Annotated in this window: 17 protein-coding genes and 1 pseudogene; 9 read left to right on the top strand and 9 right to left on the bottom strand. The window is 72.3% G+C overall.

The annotated features are described in order from the left end of the window. Positions 1 to 18: 18 nt before the first annotated feature. From ACWGJB_RS18435 to dmpI, 3 genes are all read left to right on the top strand, one after another. The gene (locus ACWGJB_RS18435) at positions 19 to 1,122 is read left to right on the top strand and encodes a winged helix DNA-binding domain-containing protein (protein ID WP_453381189.1); all 1,104 of its coding nucleotides are present in this window, start codon (positions 19 to 21) and stop codon (positions 1,120 to 1,122) included. Between the two features lie 122 nt (positions 1,123 to 1,244). Then, on the top strand, positions 1,245 to 2,111 hold the full coding sequence (locus ACWGJB_RS18430) for a LysR substrate-binding domain-containing protein (protein WP_453381188.1): 867 nt from the start codon (positions 1,245 to 1,247) through the stop codon (positions 2,109 to 2,111). A gap of 50 nt (positions 2,112 to 2,161) precedes the next feature. Continuing rightward, positions 2,162 to 2,386 carry a 4-oxalocrotonate tautomerase DmpI gene (gene dmpI, locus ACWGJB_RS18425; protein WP_453381187.1) on the top strand — a complete coding sequence of 75 codons (225 nt, stop codon included), beginning with the start codon at positions 2,162 to 2,164 and terminating at the stop codon, positions 2,384 to 2,386. Positions 2,387 to 2,604: 218 nt separating this feature from the next. On the opposite strand, the gene ACWGJB_RS18420 is transcribed toward dmpI, so the two are convergent. After that, positions 2,605 to 3,648, bottom strand: a complete 1,044-nt coding sequence (locus tag ACWGJB_RS18420; RefSeq protein WP_453381186.1) for a peptidoglycan-binding protein — start codon at positions 3,646 to 3,648, stop codon at positions 2,605 to 2,607. Between the two features lie 194 nt (positions 3,649 to 3,842). Here ACWGJB_RS18420 and ACWGJB_RS18415 point away from each other — a divergent pair, with 194 nt between their 5' ends. After that, complete coding sequence (locus tag ACWGJB_RS18415) at positions 3,843 to 5,876, top strand: DHA2 family efflux MFS transporter permease subunit (RefSeq protein WP_453381185.1); 2,034 nt, start codon at positions 3,843 to 3,845, stop codon at positions 5,874 to 5,876. Here ACWGJB_RS18415 and ACWGJB_RS18410 read toward each other — a convergent pair. Then, positions 5,869 to 6,366: a GNAT family N-acetyltransferase gene (locus ACWGJB_RS18410; protein ID WP_453381184.1), complete on the bottom strand. Its 498-nt coding sequence runs from the start codon at positions 6,364 to 6,366 to the stop codon at positions 5,869 to 5,871. The genes ACWGJB_RS18415 and ACWGJB_RS18410 overlap by 8 nt on opposite strands. A gap of 152 nt (positions 6,367 to 6,518) precedes the next feature. On the opposite strand from ACWGJB_RS18410, the gene ACWGJB_RS18405 reads away from it, so the two are divergent. Beyond that, positions 6,519 to 7,172 carry a hypothetical protein gene (locus tag ACWGJB_RS18405; protein ID WP_453381183.1) on the top strand — a complete coding sequence of 218 codons (654 nt, stop codon included), beginning with the start codon at positions 6,519 to 6,521 and terminating at the stop codon, positions 7,170 to 7,172. Between the two features lie 5 nt (positions 7,173 to 7,177). After that, positions 7,178 to 7,798: a hypothetical protein gene (locus ACWGJB_RS18400; protein WP_453381182.1), complete on the top strand. Its 621-nt coding sequence runs from the start codon at positions 7,178 to 7,180 to the stop codon at positions 7,796 to 7,798. Between the two features lie 15 nt (positions 7,799 to 7,813). Here ACWGJB_RS18400 and ACWGJB_RS18395 read toward each other — a convergent pair whose 3' ends face one another. Beyond that, the gene (locus ACWGJB_RS18395; RefSeq protein ID WP_453381181.1) at positions 7,814 to 8,236 is read right to left on the bottom strand and encodes a DnaJ family domain-containing protein; all 423 of its coding nucleotides are present in this window, start codon (positions 8,234 to 8,236) and stop codon (positions 7,814 to 7,816) included. Positions 8,237 to 8,327: 91 nt separating this feature from the next. Between ACWGJB_RS18395 and ACWGJB_RS18390 the strand changes: the two genes are divergently transcribed. After that, positions 8,328 to 8,717 (top strand): hypothetical protein, encoded by a 390-nt coding sequence (locus ACWGJB_RS18390; protein WP_453381180.1) that lies wholly within the window; start codon positions 8,328 to 8,330, stop codon positions 8,715 to 8,717. Positions 8,718 to 8,727: 10 nt separating this feature from the next. Here the strand turns inward: ACWGJB_RS18390 and ACWGJB_RS18385 are convergent, their stop codons facing one another. From ACWGJB_RS18385 to proP, 3 genes are all read right to left on the bottom strand, one after another. After that, complete coding sequence (locus ACWGJB_RS18385; protein WP_453381179.1) at positions 8,728 to 9,399, bottom strand: O-methyltransferase; 672 nt, start codon at positions 9,397 to 9,399, stop codon at positions 8,728 to 8,730. 110 nt (positions 9,400 to 9,509) lie between these two features. Further along, the gene (locus tag ACWGJB_RS18380) at positions 9,510 to 10,646 is read right to left on the bottom strand and encodes a DUF2330 domain-containing protein (protein WP_453381178.1); all 1,137 of its coding nucleotides are present in this window, start codon (positions 10,644 to 10,646) and stop codon (positions 9,510 to 9,512) included. A 202-nt stretch (positions 10,647 to 10,848) separates the two neighbouring features. Beyond that, positions 10,849 to 12,228: a glycine betaine/L-proline transporter ProP gene (gene proP / locus ACWGJB_RS18375; RefSeq protein ID WP_453381177.1), complete on the bottom strand. Its 1,380-nt coding sequence runs from the start codon at positions 12,226 to 12,228 to the stop codon at positions 10,849 to 10,851. A gap of 363 nt (positions 12,229 to 12,591) precedes the next feature. Here proP and ACWGJB_RS18370 point away from each other — a divergent pair. After that, positions 12,592 to 12,927: pseudogene (locus ACWGJB_RS18370) on the top strand (phosphatase PAP2 family protein); the annotation flags it as partial. A gap of 164 nt (positions 12,928 to 13,091) precedes the next feature. Here ACWGJB_RS18370 and ACWGJB_RS18365 read toward each other — a convergent pair. Beyond that, on the bottom strand, positions 13,092 to 14,261 hold the full coding sequence (locus ACWGJB_RS18365; RefSeq protein ID WP_453381176.1) for a steroid 3-ketoacyl-CoA thiolase: 1,170 nt from the start codon (positions 14,259 to 14,261) through the stop codon (positions 13,092 to 13,094). Between the two features lie 275 nt (positions 14,262 to 14,536). On the opposite strand from ACWGJB_RS18365, the gene ACWGJB_RS18360 reads away from it, so the two are divergent. After that, on the top strand, positions 14,537 to 15,772 hold the full coding sequence (locus ACWGJB_RS18360) for a cytochrome P450 (protein WP_453381175.1): 1,236 nt from the start codon (positions 14,537 to 14,539) through the stop codon (positions 15,770 to 15,772). A gap of 127 nt (positions 15,773 to 15,899) precedes the next feature. On the opposite strand, the gene ACWGJB_RS18355 is transcribed toward ACWGJB_RS18360, so the two are convergent. Next, on the bottom strand, positions 15,900 to 16,586 hold the full coding sequence (locus ACWGJB_RS18355; protein WP_453381174.1) for a YoaK family protein: 687 nt from the start codon (positions 16,584 to 16,586) through the stop codon (positions 15,900 to 15,902). 157 nt (positions 16,587 to 16,743) lie between these two features. Beyond that, a complete protein-coding gene (locus ACWGJB_RS18350) occupies positions 16,744 to 17,157 on the bottom strand; it encodes an aggregation-promoting factor C-terminal-like domain-containing protein (RefSeq protein WP_362574413.1) in 414 nt (137 codons plus the stop codon). Between the last annotated feature and the right edge of the window lie 164 nt (positions 17,158 to 17,321).

The raw sequence follows: 17,321 nt of genomic DNA, 5'->3' as shown, positions 1-17,321 counted from the left end.
GACGTTAGCGTGCGCGCCATGGCGAAAACCTCTCCCGGCCCGGTCCTCGGCACCCGCGCCCTCAACCGCGCCACCCTCGACCGTCAGCTTCTGCTGCGCCGCTCACCCCGGTCGGTGAAGGACGCCGTGGAGCATCTCGTCGGCCTCCAGGCGCAGAACGTGAAGCCGCCGTACCACGCCCTCGCCGCCCGCCTCGACGGCTTCGACCCCGAGCAGCTCTCACAGCTGATGGCGGACCGGGAGGTCGTGCGTATCGTCACCCTGCGGTCGACCATCCACACCCACACCGCCGACGACGCCCGCACCCTGCGCCCGCTCGTCCAGCCCGCCCGGAACCGGGAGCTGACCGCCTTCCGCAAGGGCCTCACCGGCGTCGACCTGGACCGGCTCGCCGTCCTCGCCCGTGACCTGGTCGAGGCCGAGCCGCGCACCATGGCCGAGCTGCGCCAGGCCCTCCTCGCCGAGTGGCCCGACGCCGACCCGCAGTCCCTCGCCGTCGCCGCCCGCTGCACCCTGCCCCTCGTCCAGGTCCCCCCGCGCGGCCTGTGGGGCCGGTCCGGGCAGGTCGCCCTCACCACCGCCGAGCACTGGCTGGGCCGCCCCGCCGTACCGGCCCCGGCACCGGACGACACCGTGCTGCGCTATCTCGCCGCCTTCGGGCCTGCCTCCGTCAAGGACATGCAGACCTGGGCCGGACTGACCCGGCTGCGCGAGGTCTTCGAACGGCTCCGGCCCCGCCTCCTCACCTTCCGGGACGAGCACGGCGTCGAGCTCTTCGACCTGCCCGACGCACCCCGCCCCGACCCCGGGACCCCCGCCCCGCCGCGCTTCCTTCCCGAGTTCGACAACCTTCTCCTCTCGCACGCCGACCGGACCCGGGTCGTCCCGCCCGAGCACCGGGGCCGCCTCTGGCAGGGCAACCAGCCCCATCGCACCCTGCTCGTCGACGGCTTTCTGGCGGGCGTGTGGAAGCCGGTGGACAACACCCTGGTCATCGAGGTCTTCGGCCCGTTGAGCCGGGCCCAGCGGGCCGCCGTGCTGGAAGAAGGCGCGCGGATGCTGGCCGTGCTGCACCCCGGGACGCCGTACGACATCCGGTTCGGAACCGTCGTAGCCCGGTGATCTCTCAGCGCGGCGCGATCGTCGTGACGCGTCCCGCGCCGCTCACCCGGAGCACATTCACGTGACGCCTCCCGCGCCACTCATTCGGAGCACCTTCGAACGGGGCCTCTAGAGTCGGGGCCATGGAACTGCGGCAGCTCACCTACTTCGTCGCCGTCGCCGAGGAGTTGCACTTCGGGAGGGCCGCCGACCGGCTGCACATCGTGCAGTCCGCGGTGAGCATGCAGATACAGCGGCTGGAGCGGGAGCTGGGCGCCGAGCTGTTCGACCGTTCGCCGCGCCGGGTCCGGCTCACCGGCGCGGGGGAGCGGCTGCTGCCCGAGGCGCGGGCGGTGCTGGCGGCGGCCGAGAAGGCCCGGGCCGCCGTCGCCCCGCCGGCCGGGCTCAGGATCGGCACCAGCACGGGGCTCGGCGCGCACCTGGAGCGGGTGCTGGCCGCGTTCGCACGCCGCGCGCCGGACGTGCCCGTCGAGCTGTACTCGCTGCCGGTCGATGAGCGCCTCGCCCGGGTCGCGGGCGGGCGGCTGGACGCCGCGTTCGTCCGCGCCGTGGAGCCGGTGCCCGGCATACGGGTCCATCCGCTGTGGCCCGACCCCCTGGTGGCCGCCCTCCCGGCCACCCACCCCCTCGCCGGTCGCCCGGAGATCGGTGTCGGCGACCTGGCCGGGCTGCCCCTCGCGCTCACCGGGCGCCGTAACAACCCCGCCCTGGTCGACCTGGTCGTCGGTGCCTGCCGGGACGCCGGTTTCGAGCCGCTGCCCGGACCGTCGGCCGGCTCCCTCCAGGACACCCTCGCCAGCATCGGCACCGGGCTGCTGTGGACGGTCGTGTACGCGTCCCACGCGCGCGGGCTGCACACCCCGAGGGTGGCCTTCGTACCGTTCCGGGCGCCCGGTCTGGCCCTGGCGACCGGTCTCGCCGTGTCCGCCGTCGCCCCGCCCCCGCACCTGGACGCCCTGCTGCTGGCCTGCGACGATCACGAACGCTGATCGCTGTGGTCGCGATCTGCTTCTTGGTCACGGACGCACCGTGCGATGGAGTGGACCCACCGAACAGGAAGCGCACTCGGAGGAGTTCAACGATGCCGATCGTCACCATCCAGCAGGGCCCCCGCGACACCGAACTCAAGCGGGACCTCGTCAAGCGGGTCACGGACGCCTTTGTCGACGCCTACAAGATCCCCGCCGAGACCGTGCAGGTGTGGATCCACGAGGTCCCGGCGGACAGCTGGGGCGCGGCGGGCAGGCTCACCGCCGACAAGTAGCCGGGCCGGGACATGGATAGGGGGGGGGGGGGTGTGTTGTGGGGGGGGGGGGGGGGGGGGCGGGGCGGCCCGGCACCGGGCGGGGGACGGCGCTGGGGGGCGGCGGTGGGGGGGGGGGGGTGGCGGGGGGGGGCGCCGGGGCGCGGGGAACTGCGCGCTCTGCCCCCACCCACCCGCACCTGACCGACAACCGCAACCATCCCCTTCCGGCCCCCTCCCTACGGCTCGGTCGTCTCCGACTCCAGGGCCGCTCGGGTGGCCGTCCCGTACACCCCCGACTCGTCCGTCAGGATCCCCCGCGCCAGCTGGTACGTCCGCACCGCGCTCTCCGTCGTGCTGTCGTAGTGGCCGTCGGCCTTCCCCGAGAAGAGCCTCAGCTGCGCCAGCCGCAGCTGGAGCTCCGTCACCTCGGCGCCGCTGTCTCCGAGGCGCAGGGCCGGCGCCGACGTGGGCTGGGCGGAGGCCGCCGTGCCGGTCGTCGACGCCGACTGGGTCGGCGTGGCGGAGCGGGACGCGGTCACGGACGGACTCGCGCTCACCGTCCGTGAGGGCGAGGCCGTCGGCGACGCGCTCACGCCGGCGGACGCGGACGGCACGGGTGGCGCCGGCGCCCCCGCCGACGTCACCGGCGCCGCCGCCGAAGGCGACCCCGTGCTCGGCGTCACGTCGGGAACGCTCGCCCGGACGTCCTTCGGCGCCGCCGTGTCCCGTGTGGGCGTCACATGGGAGAACAGCCCGCTCGCGAAACCGGCCACCGCGAGGATCCCGAACACCGCCCCGGCGATCGACAGGACCAGCACCCACCGGGGCCGGCGCCGACGGGGTTGCGTCAGGTCGGAGGGGGGCAGTGCCGGTTCCGGCTCCGGTACCGCCCGCAGTGGCATCGTCGCCGCCTCGACCACCGGCAGCGGCTCGGTCTTCCCGCCGTCGGCTGCGGCCCGGCCACCGGCCCCGGCCGTGGCCCGCTCGTCGGCCCTGGCCTCGGCCTCGCTGTCTGCCTTCGTCCTAGTCCTGGTCCCGCCGTCGGCCCCGGCCTCGGTCCCGGCCCCGCCGTCGGCCCCAGTCCCAGTCCCGGCCCCGGAGAGATCGACGTACGGCCGTATCCGCAGTGGGTCGAAGTCCTCCGCGGCCGCCTGTTCCGCCGTACGGGCGTCGCGCAGTGCGTCCGATGCCCGTCGGGTGCAGTCGCAGGAGGGCGTGTTGTCCGCCCCCCTCGGCGCCCCGCACTCCGGGCACCGGTGACCCCCGGTCGTGTCCGTCACGGTGCTCGTCCCCTCCCCTCGTGTCCCCTCGTGGCCCCTCGCGTCCCCCCGCGAACTCCACAGGTTATGCGGCGTACCTACACGTACGTTCGCCGGATCCCCTTGTTTCAGACGGGGCGAAGAGGGCTCGACGGGCCATACCGGGTGACACCGTCCACGATGGAAGATGGCTGAAAGCACCCCGGGAGGTCTCCATGGCCCTGGACATGACGCACACCCAGGCGAAGGACGCGGAGCACGTACCCGGCAATGTGCTCGTCCCGATCGGTGCGCTGCTGCTCGGCCTGCTGCTGGCCGCACTGGACCAGACCATCGTGTCGACCGCGCTGCCGACGATCGTCAGTGACCTGGGCGGGCTCGAGCACCTGTCGTGGGTGGTCACCGCCTACCTGCTGGCCTCCACGGCCGCCACCCCGCTGTGGGGCAAGCTCGGTGACCAGTACGGGCGCAAGCGGCTCTTCCAGGCGGCGATCGTGATCTTCCTCGTCGGGTCGGCCCTGTGCGGGATGGCCCAGAACATGGGCGAGCTGATCGGCTTCCGCGCCCTGCAGGGGCTGGGCGGCGGCGGGCTGCTGGTGCTGTCGATGGCGATCGTGGGGGACCTCGTGCCGCCGCGTGAACGGGGGCGCTACCAGGGCCTGTTCGGTGCTGTCTTCGGTGCGACCAGCGTGCTCGGGCCGCTGCTCGGCGGGGTGCTCACCGAGCATCTGAGCTGGCGCTGGGTGTTCTACGTCAACCTGCCCGTCGGCGTGGTCGCGCTCGCCGTGATCGCGGTCGCGCTGCACATACCGCGCAGGACCTCCCGCCACCGGATCGACTATCTCGGCACGCTGCTGATCGCCGCCGTCGCCACCTGCCTGGTGCTGGTGGCCTCGCTGGGCGGGACGACCTGGCGCTGGGGGTCGCCGCAGATCATCGGGCTGGCGGTGCTCGGGGTGCTGCTCGCCGTCGCCTTCGTGGCCGTCGAGCGGCGGGCCGCCGAACCCGTGCTCCCGCTGAAGCTCTTCGGCATCCGCACCTTCACGCTGGCCGCCGTGATCAGCTTCATCGTCGGCTTCGCGATGTTCGGTGCGATGACCTACCTGCCGACCTTCCTCCAGGTCGTGCAGGGCATCTCGCCGACCCTGTCGGGTGTGCACATGCTGCCGATGGTGATCGGCCTGCTGCTGTCCTCCACCCTGTCCGGCCAGATCGTCAGCCACTCGGGCCGCTGGAAGGTGTTCCCGATCGCCGGCACCGCCGTCACCACCTTCGGCCTGCTGCTGCTCCACCGGCTCGACGAACACAGCTCGACGATCGAGATGAGCTGCTACTTCTTCGTCTTCGGCCTGGGCCTCGGACTGGTCATGCAGGTGCTCGTGCTGATCGTGCAGAACTCCGTCTCCTACGAGGACCTCGGCGTCGCCACCTCCGGCGCGACCTTCTTCCGCTCCATCGGCGCCTCCTTCGGCGTGGCGATCTTCGGCTCGGTCTTCGCGAGCCGCCTCGCCGACAAGCTGGCCGACGCCTTCCAGGGCGTCCGTCTCCCGGCCGGTGTCACCCCGGGCACGCTCAAGGCGGACCCGCGCGGCATCACCGAACTGCCGCCCGCGCTGCGCCCGGCGGCCCTGCACGCGTACGCGTCCTCGATCACCGACGTCTTCCTGTACGCCGCCCCGGTGGCCGCCCTCGGCTTCGTCCTGGCCTGGTTCCTCAAGGAGGACCGGCTGCGCGGCTCGGTCACCGCGCCGGACGCGTCGGAGACCATCCCGCCCAACCCGGTGCAGCGCTCGTCGTACGACGAGTGCTGCCGGGCCCTGTCGCTGCTCGGCACCCGCGAGGGCCGCCGGGAGATCTACCGGAAGATCAACGAGCGGGCCGGGGTGGACCTGCTGCCCGCCGCCGGCTGGCTGCTGCTGCGGATCCGCAGGTACGGCTCGGTGGAGCCGGGCCGGCTCGCCGAGCGCGGGGTCGTCCCGATGACCGTCGTCCTGGAGGGCGCCCGCCAGCTCGAGGAGCGGCACCTCGTCGACCGCCTGGGCCTCGACCTGACCCTGACCGAGCAGGGCCGCGCGATCGCCGAACGGCTCGCCAAGGCCCGCGAGGAGTCCCTGGCCGACCTGCTCGGCGACTGGTGGAGCTCGGACCGGCCCACCGACCTGGACCGCCTGGTGCGCGACCTGACCGACGAACTGTGTGGCACCGAACGCGAACAGCCCCAGAACCCGGCCTCCCGGCACGTCAGTTGACGAGTTCCTTGCGGAACCAGTGCTCGGCGTAGATGTCGTCGTTGTGCGGTTCGGTCTCGGTGTAGCCGAGCCGTGCGTACAGGGCGCGGGCCTCGACGAGGTCGGTGCGGGTGTCCAGCACGAGCCGCCCGGCCCCGAGCGCGCGGGCCGCGTCCTCGGCCGCCGCGACGAGGAGCGCGGCGCCGCCCCTGCCGCGCATCCCCTCGTGCACGAAGACCCGGGTGAGTTCGGCGGTGGCCGGGTCCAGGAGCCGTACGCCCGCGCTGCCGGCCGGCGCACCGTCGTACCGTGCGATCAGCAACCGCCCGGTGGGCGGGGCGAGTTCGGATCCCGGGTGGGCGGCGATCTCGCGTTCCAGCTCGGCCGGGTCGGTGCGCCGGCTCTCGTGGCGCAGGTACCAGCGGTCGCTGACCTCGGTGTAGTACGCCCGCCACAGGGCGGCGGCCACGGGTGAGTCGGGGCGTTCCGGGGTGATCGTCCAGGTGGTCATGGAGGGCAGTCTCGGGTGGGCCCGGGTGGGTCGTGCAACCGGATTTGGTGCGGGCCCGGTTCGGCCGCATGGTCCGGGGCTGTTTGCGGGGCGCTGTGCGGGTCACCCGGAGGGCGAGCCGGCCCGTCGGGCCGAGACACCGGAAGGCAACCATGTCCACAGGCTTGATCATCGCGATTGTGATCGTGGCCGCCGTGGTCGTCGTCGCGGCCGTGCTGGCCGCGCGCTCCAGGAGCCACGGGCCGCACGGCCTGAAGCAGCGCTTCGGGCCCGAGTACGAGCGGGCCGTGGCCCAGCACAGCGGCGACACCAAGGCGGCCGAGCAGGAGCTCGCCGAACGGGTGCAGCGCCACGGCGACCTCCACGAGCGGCCGCTGGAACCGGCGGAGCGCGAACGCTACGCGGCCCGCTGGACGACCGCACAGGAACACTTCGTCGACTCGCCGCGGGAGTCCGTGACCGAGATCGACCGGCTGCTGGCCGAAGTGGCGGCCGCCCGTGGCTTCCCGGCCGGTGCCGAGTACGACGACCAGGTCGCCGCGCTGTCCGTGCACCACGCCGACCACGTCGACGGCTACCGACGCGTCCACCGCGCCGCCCAGGCGCCCGTGGACGGGGCCCAGCAGAACCAGTCGGGCACCGAGGAGATGCGTACGGCCATGATCGAGGCCCGCTCCCTCTTCGACGACCTGGTCACCCCGTCGACCGGCGAGACCGGCCGGCACCGCGCCGGTGTCGGTGCCGACACCGGCGGTCATCCGCATCTGCCCTGGTCCGCCGACCGGAGCCGTCCGAAGGAGAGCTGACCGACATGACCGACGCGAGGACAGAGAAGGGCCGCCTGCAGGGGAGCGGCGACATATATCCCGGCGACGAGGCGATGCCGGGACGTGAGGAGCGCACGACCGAGGCCACGACCGACCGCGGCGACGCCTCCGTCAGGGGGGTCACCCCCGGGCGCGAGGACATCGCGGCGGAGCGCAGGACCGACCGGGACGAGGCGCCCGGGCAGGCGGTGCTGGTGGCCGGCGAGGGTCCGGGCCATGCGCCGGACGCGGCCCGCGACGACCGGCCGGCGCGCAAGAACGACCGGCGGATGTCGACCGACGACCGGCGGATCCCGAACGATGACCGGCCGGTGGCGCACGACGACCGGCTGATGCCGAACGAGGAGTGCGGGCAGCTGGAGCGGCGCCTGCAGCACGCGGTCACCGGTTTCGTCGACGAGCCGCGCGCGGCCGTGGAGGAGGCCGACCGGGCCCTCGAGGAACTCAGCGCGCGCTTCACCGACGCCGTCGACCGGCGCCGCCGTACCCTGCGCGGCAGCTGGCAGGAGACCGACCGGGACCACCCCGGCACGGCCGACACCGAACAGCTTCGGCTGGCCCTGCGCGACTACCGCGAACTGGCGGACCGACTACTGCACATCTGACTCACCCGAGTCACCTCAGCCCGGTTCCGACCCGGCCGCCGCCCGGCGCTCCCGCCACTCGCGTACGACCTCGTCGACGTCGTACGGCTTCTTGCCCAGCGGGGGCCCGGGCGGCGGCTTGAACATCATCTCCCGGATCTTCACGTTGACCTCCGTGATGATCCCGCGGACGATCCGCTCCGAGGGGGCCGCGTAGGCGGCCGCCAGAGCGTCCTCGGCCTCCTTGCGCAACGCGAGGGCCGGAGGCAGCATCGCCAGGCCCTCCCGGGCCATCTTCCGCTTGATCCACCACAGTTCGTCGTACGGCGTGTCCAGGTCGGCCGGCAACGGCTCGCCCACGCCCGTGAGTTGATCGAAGTCACCGCGCTGCTGCGCATCACGGATCTGCTTGTCGACCCAGGACTCGAACGGTACCCCGGGTGGCTTTCGCTCGGTCATGACTTCATTGTGCCGGACGCCACCCCGCCGGGCGTTTTATCATGCGCCGGAGATCCAGGAACGATTCAGGAACCGCGCAGGGGGAACGCACGTGCTCGAACTCACCATGGCCTCCGTGTCCGGGGACGCGGGCGAGACGGCCGGCATGCTCATGGCCGACGCGCCCAGCGAACCGGGCGCCGTGCTGCGAGTGGGCCGCGATGCCGCCGCCTGCCGGCTCACCACGCCCGACGACTGGCTGTTCGTCTCCCGGGTGCACCTGGAGTTCCTGTGCGGGCCCGAGGGCGGCTGGCAGGTCACCTGGCTGCGCGGCTCCCAGGCCGAACCGTCCTCCGAGGTGCTGCTGACCGTCGGCGAGTACGCCCAGGCCATCGGGTACGGAGGCACGGTCGCGCTGCCCCGGGGCGGCTCCGGCGAGATCGTCGTCCGGGACCGCACCGCCCCGCGCAGCGTCAACGTGGGCTTCTACCACGAGGGTTGAGCGGCACCCCTCAGTCGAGCACCCGGGCCAGGGCGAAGCCGTCGTAGCCCTTGCTGCCGACCGTCTGGATAGCCGTGCCGGTCAGCCTCGGGTGGGCGGCGATCAGCTCGATCGCGGCGCGGGTGCCGACCACGTCCGGTTCGCTGCTGTCGGCGTCGACGACCCGGCCGCCGCGCACCACGTTGTCGACGACGATCAGGCTGCCGGTGCGGGTGAGCCGCAGCGCCCACTCCACGTAGTGCGGGTTGTTGGCCTTGTCGGCGTCGATGAAGACCAGGTCGAAGGGGGCCGGGTTCTCGTCGGCCAGCTTGGGCAGCGACTCCAGGGCGGGGCCGACCCGCACCTCGACGAGCCGCTCCAGGCCGGCGCGGGCGATGTTGCGGACCGCGACCTCGGCGTGCCGGGCGTTGTACTCCAGCGAGATCAGCCTGCCGTCCTCGGGCAGGGCGCGGGCCAGCCAGATGGTGCTGTAGCCGCCGAGGGTGCCGATCTCCAGGATGCTCCGGGCGTCCTGGATCTGTGCGAGGAGCTGGAGCAGCTTGCCCTGGTTGGCGGTCACGCTGACGTGCGGGAGGTCGTTGGCCTCGCTCTCGCGCAGGGCCGCCTGGAGCGCCTCGTCGTCCGGCGAGAGGTGGCTGGTGAAGTAGAAGTCGACGTCGTCCCAGAGCTGAGAGCCGCTCATGCGTCCGCTGCCTTTCGGATATCCGGTAACTGCCCTCTGACAGCTATCTGCTTAGCACTACTTAGGCGGCGGGTGCCTCGGTGATCCACCGCCCCGGTACCGGACGGAACTCAGCCGATCGGCGCAGGGGGACGGGCCGGGGGCGGTGGCGGCTGCACCGGCGGTGGCGGCGGCAGGACCGGACGGCGGGAGCGTCGTACGGCCGCCACGGAGGTGACCGTGACGACCAGCAGCAGCGCGCCGCCGACCGTCAGCAGCCACAGCGGGATCCCGGCCGCCTCGCGCAGCCGGTCCTCGTAGACGACCTGCTGGAAGGGGGTGTCCGAGGAGGCCCGGCGCAGCACGTGGTCGCCGGAGATCCGGGACGGGTACGGGAACTCCTGGCCGATGGCCGTCAGATACGGGGTGCCGGCGGCGAGTTCGCGGAGATCGCCGGCCGGACGGCTGAGCCGGCCGGCGTAGACGACCCTCGGGCGTTCGCCGCCGATCGCCGCGCGCGGCTCCATGCGGTGCGCGGCGAGCACGTACAGGCCCAGTGACTGCGGGGTGGCCGCGAGCCTGGACAGCCGCATCGGGTAGACCGGCCGGTCGCTGGCGAAGGCGAGGTGCAGCGGGTCGAGGGCGCCGGTCAGCGTGGAGCCCGCGGTGTCGGGGGCGAGCCTGACCGCGACGTACTCCCAGCGCTGGTCGACGTAGGGCCGTAGCGCGGTGTCAAGGCGGGGCGGGATCGGGAAGCCGTTGTCGCGCAGCCAGCCGTCCAGGGCGCCGGGGTCGGTGGCGGTCAGCTGGGCCACGTCGAACGGGCCGAGCCGCCGGCGGTCGACCACGCCGACGCGGGGGGCCTGCGCGGCGCCGTCGGGCGGGCCTGCGGCCGTGGTGCGGCCGGTGGTGAGGGGCCAGTCGCCGTTCTGGGGCCAGAGGTGGTAGCGGGTGCGGTGCACCGGGGACGTGAGGGTGTGCAGCTCGTCGAAGAGGGCCGGGTCGCCGAGGGCGACGGTGGCGCGGTGCGGGACGGGCATGATCCAGGCGGCGTGGTCGGCGTCGCCGTCGACCGTCAGGCGCATCACGATCTGTTCGCGGGTGCCGTCCCAGCGCAGGACCGACTCCTCCCGGCCGACGGTGACCTGCTGCCGGTCGCCGGGGACGAGGGCGCCGCAGCCGCAGGCGAAGGCGGGGGCGGCGAGCCAGCTCAGCTGGATGCCGAGGAGTGTGAGCAGGACCGCGAGAACACGTGCGCGCCCGACCATGAACCGATGCCCTCCGCCCGTCTGTGGATCACCGACTACAGACGGTATAGCGGAGGGCATGCTTCGTGCGCCTGTTCCGGACAGCCACCGTCTGTCTACCGACGGTACGCACAGGGGGTGCGGATCGTTCGAACAGTGCAGGCGGGTGGGGGGCTGAGCGCGCCCACGCGGCGGAGCCGCACATCGACACAGCCCCGCGCCCCTAAAGGGGCGCTTCAACCGACGGCGCTGAACCAGGCAGGGGCTTGCCTGCTGTTTCTGTCATGCGCCAGGCCGCGAAGCCGCCGATGACCGCCGCCGCCATCATGTAGTACGCGGGCATCATCATGTTGCCCGTCGCCCCGATCAGGGCCGTCACCACCAGCGGGGTCGTGCCGCCGAAGAGGGAGACCGACACGTTGAAGCCGATCGACAGGGAGCCGTAGCGGACCCGGGTCGGGAACAGGGCCGGGAGGGCCGCCGGCATCGCCGCCGTGAAGCAGACCAGGAGGAGGCCCAGGGCGCCCATGCCGAGGGCGACCGCCAACAGGCTGCCCTGGCGGATCAGGAGCAGGGCCGGGACGGAGAGCAGGAGGAAGCCCGCACAGCCCGCGGCGATCACCGGGCGGCGGCCGACGCGGTCGGTCAGGGCGCCGGCGAACGGCTGGACGATCATCATCAGGACCATCACGGCGAGCACCACCAGCAGGCCGTGCGTCTCGTCGTACTTCAGCTCGCTGGTCAGGTAGCTCGGCATGTACGACAGCAGCATGTAGTCCGTGACGTTGAAGACCAGGACCAGGGCCATGCACAGCAGCAGGGCCTTCCACTGGCCGGTGATCATCTCGCGCAGCGGGACCTTCGGGCGGGACTGCTCGGCCTTCTCGACCTCCGCGGCGAACGCGGGGGTCTCCTCCAGGCGCATCCGCAGGTACAGGCCGATGATGCCCATCGGACCCGCGATCAGGAACGGGATACGCCAGCCCCAGGAGGTGAGGTCGCCGTCGGAGAGCAGGGCCGTCATCAGGGTGACCAGGCCCGCGCCGCCGATGTAGCCCGCCAGCGTGCCGAACTCCAGCCAGCTGCCGAAGAAGCCGCGCTTCTTGTCCGGCGCGTACTCGGCGATGAACGTGGACGCGCCCGCGTACTCGCCGCCGGTCGAGAAGCCCTGCACCAGGCGGGCGGCGAGGAGCAGGATCGGGGCGCCGACGCCGATCGTCGCGTACGAGGGGATCAGGCCGATCGCGAAGGTGCCGGCCGCCATCATGATCATGGTGACGGCGAGGACCTTCTGGCGGCCCACGCGGTCGCCGAGCGGGCCGAAGACCAGGCCGCCGAGCGGGCGGACCAGGAAGGCCGCGGCGAAGGCGCCGAACGTGGACAGCAGCTGGGCGGTCGGGTTGCCGGACGGGAAGAAGACCTTGCCCAGGGTCACCGCGATGTAGCTGTAGACGCCGAAGTCGAACCACTCCATGGCGTTGCCGAGCGCGGCCGCCTTCACGGCGCGCTTCACCATCGCGGGGTCGGTGACGGTCGGCGCGGGCGCGGCCGTACGGGGGCCGGGGATCTTGACGGACGGGGTGACGGCTGTGGCGGTCGCCAAAACGGGGCTCGCCTACCTTTCGACGGGGACGGGGGCGCGGCCCGTACGGCGCCGGACGGGTCGAAAAGCGACGATAGGAGGACTTGGGCCCGTTACGTCGCGTACACGCATCCGTGCACTGTGCAGCTAAATGCGGTGTACGCAGGGACGTATGCCCGCTCCTGCGCCGGTATCCGGACCACGCACTGTGATCCTTGTCGCGCTCCACGCAGGCAACCGCACCCCCTCCGCGCTGTCGCCATCCGGACGAAACACGGACGGGCGTCAGGTGAAGAGGGGGTTGCCCGCGTCTCTCACAGAAAGGAATGGGAGCCTCGTAGGGGTTCTCAGGGTTCTCAGGATTCTCAGAGCGAACGAGCGGGGCGGCCGGACTACGGCACCCTCACCCAGCTGACCAACCAGTACGCGGCGATGCCCTCGCTGCACTTCGGCTGGTCGCTGTGGTGCGGGATCGTGATCGCCGTCGTCGCCCCGAAGTGGTGGCTGAAGGCCTTCGGCCTGCTCCACCCCCTCCTGACGGTCTCGGCGATCATCGCCACCGGCAACCACTGGGTCCTGGACGCGGTGGGCGGCGCGGCGGTGGTCGGCGCGGGCTTCGGCGTCGGCTACCTGCTCCAGGGGCCGCGGGCGCGGGCCCTGCGGGCGGCGGGGGCCGACAGGGAAGACCGGGAGCCGGTGACGGTGCCGGCTCCCGGGTGAGGCCTTGCGCGGGCGCTGAACGCCGAGTTGTCGTTCGTCCGCGACGCCGTCGTGGCTGGTTGCGCCCACGCGGCGGCAGCCGCACATTCAATACAGCCCCGCGCCCCTTCGGGGCGCTGACCTTCGGGGCGCTGCCGAACAGCAGCGGACTTCCCCCGGCCCGCTTACAGCCGCTGGATGATCGTCCCGGTCGCCAGGCCGCCGCCCGCGCACATGGTCACCAGGGCGAACTCCTTGTCCGTGCGCTCCAGTTCGTGCAGGGCGGTGGTGATGAGGCGGGCGCCGGTGGCGCCCACCGGGTGCCCCAGGGCGATGGCGCCGCCGTTGACGTTGACCTTGTCCAGGCTCTGCTCGAAGACCTGGGCCCAGCTCAGCACCACCGACGCGAACGCCTCGTTGATCTCGACCAGGTCGATGTCCTTGAGGGTCATGCCGGCCTTGCCGAGCACGGCCCGGGTCGCGTCGATCGGGCCGTCGAGGTGGAAGTGCGGGTCGGCGCCGACCAGGGCCTGGGCGACGATCCGGGCCCGCGGGCGCAGCTTCAGGGCGCGGGCCATCCGCTTCGAGGCCCACATGATGGCGGCCGCGCCGTCCGAGATCTGGGAGGAGTTGCCCGCGGTGTGGACCGCCGTCGGCATCACCGGCTTCAGGCCGGACAGCGCCTCCATGGACGTGTCCCGCAGGCCCTCGTCCTTGTCGACCAGGCGCCACATGCCCTGGCCCGCGTGCTGCTCCTCCTCCGTCGTCGGCACCTGCACGGCGAAGGTCTCCCGCTTGAAGCGCTCCTCGGCCCAGGCGTGCGCCGCCCGCTCCTGTGAGAGCAGCCCGAGCGAGTCGACGTTCTCCCTGGTCAGGCCCCGGTGGCGGGCGATGCGCTCGGCCGCCTCGAACTGGTTGGGCAGATCGACGTTCCACTCGTCGGGGAAGGGCTTGCCCGGCCCGTGCTTGGAGCCGGAGCCGAGCGGCACCCGCGACATCGCCTCGATCCCGCAGCTGATCCCGACGTCGATGACCCCGGCGGCGATCATGTTCGCGGTCATGTGCGAGGCCTGCTGCGAGGAGCCGCACTGGCAGTCGACGGTCGTGGCCGCGGTCTCGTACGGCAGCCCGACGGTCAGCCAGGCCGTACGCGCGGGGTTCATGGACTGCTCGCCGGCGTGGGTCACCGTGCCGCCGACGATCTGCTCGACGCAGTCGGCGGGGATGCCGGTGCGGCCGAGTAGTTCACGGTAGGTCTCCCCCAGGAGATAGGCGGGATGGAGATTGGCGAGCGCGCCACCGCGCTTGCCGATGGGGGTGCGTACGGCTTCGACGATCACGGGTTCCGCGGCCATGGGGGCTCGGTCCTCTCCTCGGTCACCCGCGCGGCGCAGGGGCGTCCCGGCCCGGCCCGCCACGCAGAACTAGAACGCGTACTAGTTCTGTGTGCAGTCTGCTGACAGCCTGTCCGCAACCGCAAGGGGGGTGCACGCAATTGGGGTGACCGTGCCCCTTGCGACTTGTAGAACCCGTTACTACCTTCACGGCAACCGACCCTCTCTGATGGACCGTCAGGTAGGCGTCGTCAGACCTACGTATCCAGGTTCGTACACGGTGGGAGTGAGTCGCCATGCCCTGTCCCGCACTGCCCGACGGGTTCGACCTCACCGACCCCGATCTGCTCCATCACCGGGTGCCGCTCCCGGAGTTCGCCGAGCTGCGCCGGGCGGAACCGGTCCGCTGGATCGAACAGCCGCACGGCATCGCAGGCTTCGCGGACGACGGCTACTGGGCCGTCACCCGGCACGCCGACGTCAAGTACGTCTCCACACACCCCGAGATCTTCTCGTCCTGGCTCAACACCGCGATCATCCGCTTCACCGAGCACATACCGCGGGACGCGATCGACGCCCAGCGGCTGATCCTGCTGAACATGGACCCGCCCGAGCACACCCGGGTCCGCCAGATCATCCAGCGCGGCTTCACGCCCCGCTCCATCCGCGCCCTGGAGGACCGGCTGCGCGCCCGCGCCGGGGCGATCACCGACGCGGCCCGCGCCCACTCCGGCCCCTTCGACTTCGTCACCGAGGTCGCCTGCGAGCTCCCCCTCCAGGCGATCGCCGAACTGATCGGCATCCCGCAGGACGACCGGGCCAAGATCTTCGACTGGTCCAACAAGATGATCTCGTACGACGACCCGGAGTACGCGATCACCGAGGAGGTGGGCGCCGAGTCGGCCACCGAGCTGATCGCCTACGCGATGAACATGGCCGTCGACCGCAAGCAGTGCCCGGCCAAGGACATCGTCTCCACGCTGGTGGCGGCCGAGGACGAGGGCAACCTGAACTCCGACGAGTTCGGCTTCTTCGTGCTGATGCTCGCGGTGGCCGGAAACGAGACCACCCGCAACGCCATCACCCACGGCATGCACGCCTTCCTCACCCACCCCGAGGCCTGGGACCTCTACAAGCGGGAGCGCCCCTCGACCGCCGCCGAGGAGATCGTCCGCTGGGCCACCCCGGTCAACTCCTTCCAGCGCACCGCCACCCAGGACACCGAGCTGGGCGGCAAGCTGATCCGCAAGGGCGACCGGGTCGGAGTCTTCTACGCCTCGGCCAACCACGACCCGGAGGTCTTCACCGACCCCGACACCTTCGACATCACCCGCGACCCCAACCCCCACCTCGGCTTCGGTGGCGGCGGCCCCCACTACTGCCTGGGCAAGTCCCTCGCGGTCCTGGAGATCGACCTGATCTTCAACGCGATAGCCGACGCGATGCCGACCCTGCGCCTGGTCAGCGACCCGGACCGGCTGCGCTCGGCGTGGATCAACGGGGTGAAGCACCTCCAGGTCACCACGGCGTAACCCCTCGACCCGGGCCGACGGCTCCCGGCGCCGCCGGCCCGCCCCGAGGGAGGCAGGAGCATCCCCTTCCTACGCCCCGTTCCTGCCTCCCCCGAGACGCCGGTGCCGCTCACTCCTGTCCCTCCCGTCACTCCCGCCCGGACGCCACCACCGCCAGAACCCCGGCGACCACCGCCGCGACGAGCAGCGGGATCCCCAGGTTCTCGTGGAGGACCAGCCAGGCGCCCAGGACCGCGCCGGCGATCAGCGCGAGGACCGCGGCCGCGCGGCGCGGGGAGTGCGGCCTGGTGGCATCGCCGAGGTGGGACTCGGAGACCAGGCCGGTGAGGGTCGTCGTCAGGACCGTGGTCGCCGTCAGGTCGGGGATCCCCAGCTTGCGGACATTCGCGTTGCGCAGCCCCATCGCGAAGGCGGTCAGCGCGATCAGGGTGTACGTCGTCGCCGTCCCGCCGGGCCGGGCGAAGGCCACCACGGCCGCCCCGGCCACCGCGACCGCCTCCGCGGCCAGGATCACCCGCATCCACCGTCGGCGGGAACCGCCGCCGAACCGGGCCGCGACCCGGCCGCCCGCCGCCGCGCCCACCAGGAAGGCGGCCAGGGAGGCCGCCGAGTGGGGCACCGAGAAACCGGGCGCCCCGGCGGCCGCGAAGCCCAGGACCACCACGTTGCCGGTCATGTTCGCGGTGAAGACATGGCCGAGGCCCAGATAGCTGACGGCGTCGATCAGGCCGCTCAGCGCGGTCAGGGCCAGCAGCACGAAAACCAGCCGCACACCGCGGGTCTCGGGATCGCGGGTCGGTGTCGCCGTGGGCATCGCTCCTCCGGTGGGTCGCGCCGGACCGGGCGGCTCGGTGGCCCCGGGGTCCGGCGGCTCTGGGGGCATCAGTCCACCACGTCCGGACATGCGTCGGCACCCTCGCCCGGGAGGAGGGGGCGAGGGTGCCGAGGTGCGGGGGAGCGGTCCGGCCGGCTCAGTACCAGCCGTTGGCCTGCCAGAAGCTCCAGGCGGCCGTCGGGCTGCCGTAGCGGGAGTTCATGTAGTCCAGACCCCACTTGATCTGGGTGGCCGGGTTGGACTTCCAGTCGGACCCGGCGGACGCCATCTTCGAGCCCGGCAGGGCCTGGACCAGACCGTAGGCGCCGGAGGAGCTGTTGGTGGCGCTGGGGTTCCAGCCGCTCTCATGCGAGACGATCTTGCTGAACGCGTTGAACTGTGCGGCGTCCGGGATCATCTTGTGCGCGATCGCCTGAGCGGAGGAGGCCGAGCCGGTGGCGGCCTGGGCGGGCGCCGCGCTCAGCGCCATACCGGCGGTGGCGGCGGCCACGGCGGCGGCGGTGAGGACCTTCTTCGGGGAGGCGATGCGGCGGATGATGGACACGGACACGGAGAACCTCGTTCGTCGGGGACAGGGGGTCGCCGTGCTCCGTCACCACCCGTAGGCGGTGGCCGTGTGCGTCGGCTCCGTGGCCCGCTGGGAGCCGGTGGTGCCTGGCGACGTCGTCCAGAGAAGCAGGCCGGAAACCCGTCCGCAATCACCCCTTTTACTAG

This window comes from Streptomyces sp. NPDC054813, assembly GCF_053611365.1.
This window is presented reverse-complemented; position numbering and strand designations above follow the sequence as displayed.

Bases quoted from the DNA above. Each gene is read 5' to 3' on its own strand.
- ACWGJB_RS18405 (WP_453381183.1), top strand. From the start codon at position 6,519: ATGTCCACAGGCTTGATCATCGCGATTGTGATCGTGGCCGCCGTGGTC.
- ACWGJB_RS18415 (WP_453381185.1), top strand. From the start codon at position 3,843: ATGGCCCTGGACATGACGCACACCCAGGCGAAGGACGCGGAGCACGTA.
- ACWGJB_RS18355 (WP_453381174.1), bottom strand. From the start codon at position 16,586: ATGCCCACGGCGACACCGACCCGCGATCCCGAGACCCGCGGTGTGCGG.
- ACWGJB_RS18435 (WP_453381189.1), top strand. From the start codon at position 19: ATGGCGAAAACCTCTCCCGGCCCGGTCCTCGGCACCCGCGCCCTCAAC.
- ACWGJB_RS18385 (WP_453381179.1), bottom strand. From the start codon at position 9,399: ATGAGCGGCTCTCAGCTCTGGGACGACGTCGACTTCTACTTCACCAGC.
- ACWGJB_RS18400 (WP_453381182.1), top strand. From the start codon at position 7,178: ATGACCGACGCGAGGACAGAGAAGGGCCGCCTGCAGGGGAGCGGCGAC.
- ACWGJB_RS18380 (WP_453381178.1), bottom strand. From the start codon at position 10,646: ATGGTCGGGCGCGCACGTGTTCTCGCGGTCCTGCTCACACTCCTCGGC.
- ACWGJB_RS18395 (WP_453381181.1), bottom strand. From the start codon at position 8,236: ATGACCGAGCGAAAGCCACCCGGGGTACCGTTCGAGTCCTGGGTCGAC.
- ACWGJB_RS18360 (WP_453381175.1), top strand. From the start codon at position 14,537: ATGCCCTGTCCCGCACTGCCCGACGGGTTCGACCTCACCGACCCCGAT.
- ACWGJB_RS18365 (WP_453381176.1), bottom strand. From the start codon at position 14,261: ATGGCCGCGGAACCCGTGATCGTCGAAGCCGTACGCACCCCCATCGGC.
- ACWGJB_RS18430 (WP_453381188.1), top strand. From the start codon at position 1,245: ATGGAACTGCGGCAGCTCACCTACTTCGTCGCCGTCGCCGAGGAGTTG.
- ACWGJB_RS18410 (WP_453381184.1), bottom strand. From the start codon at position 6,366: ATGACCACCTGGACGATCACCCCGGAACGCCCCGACTCACCCGTGGCC.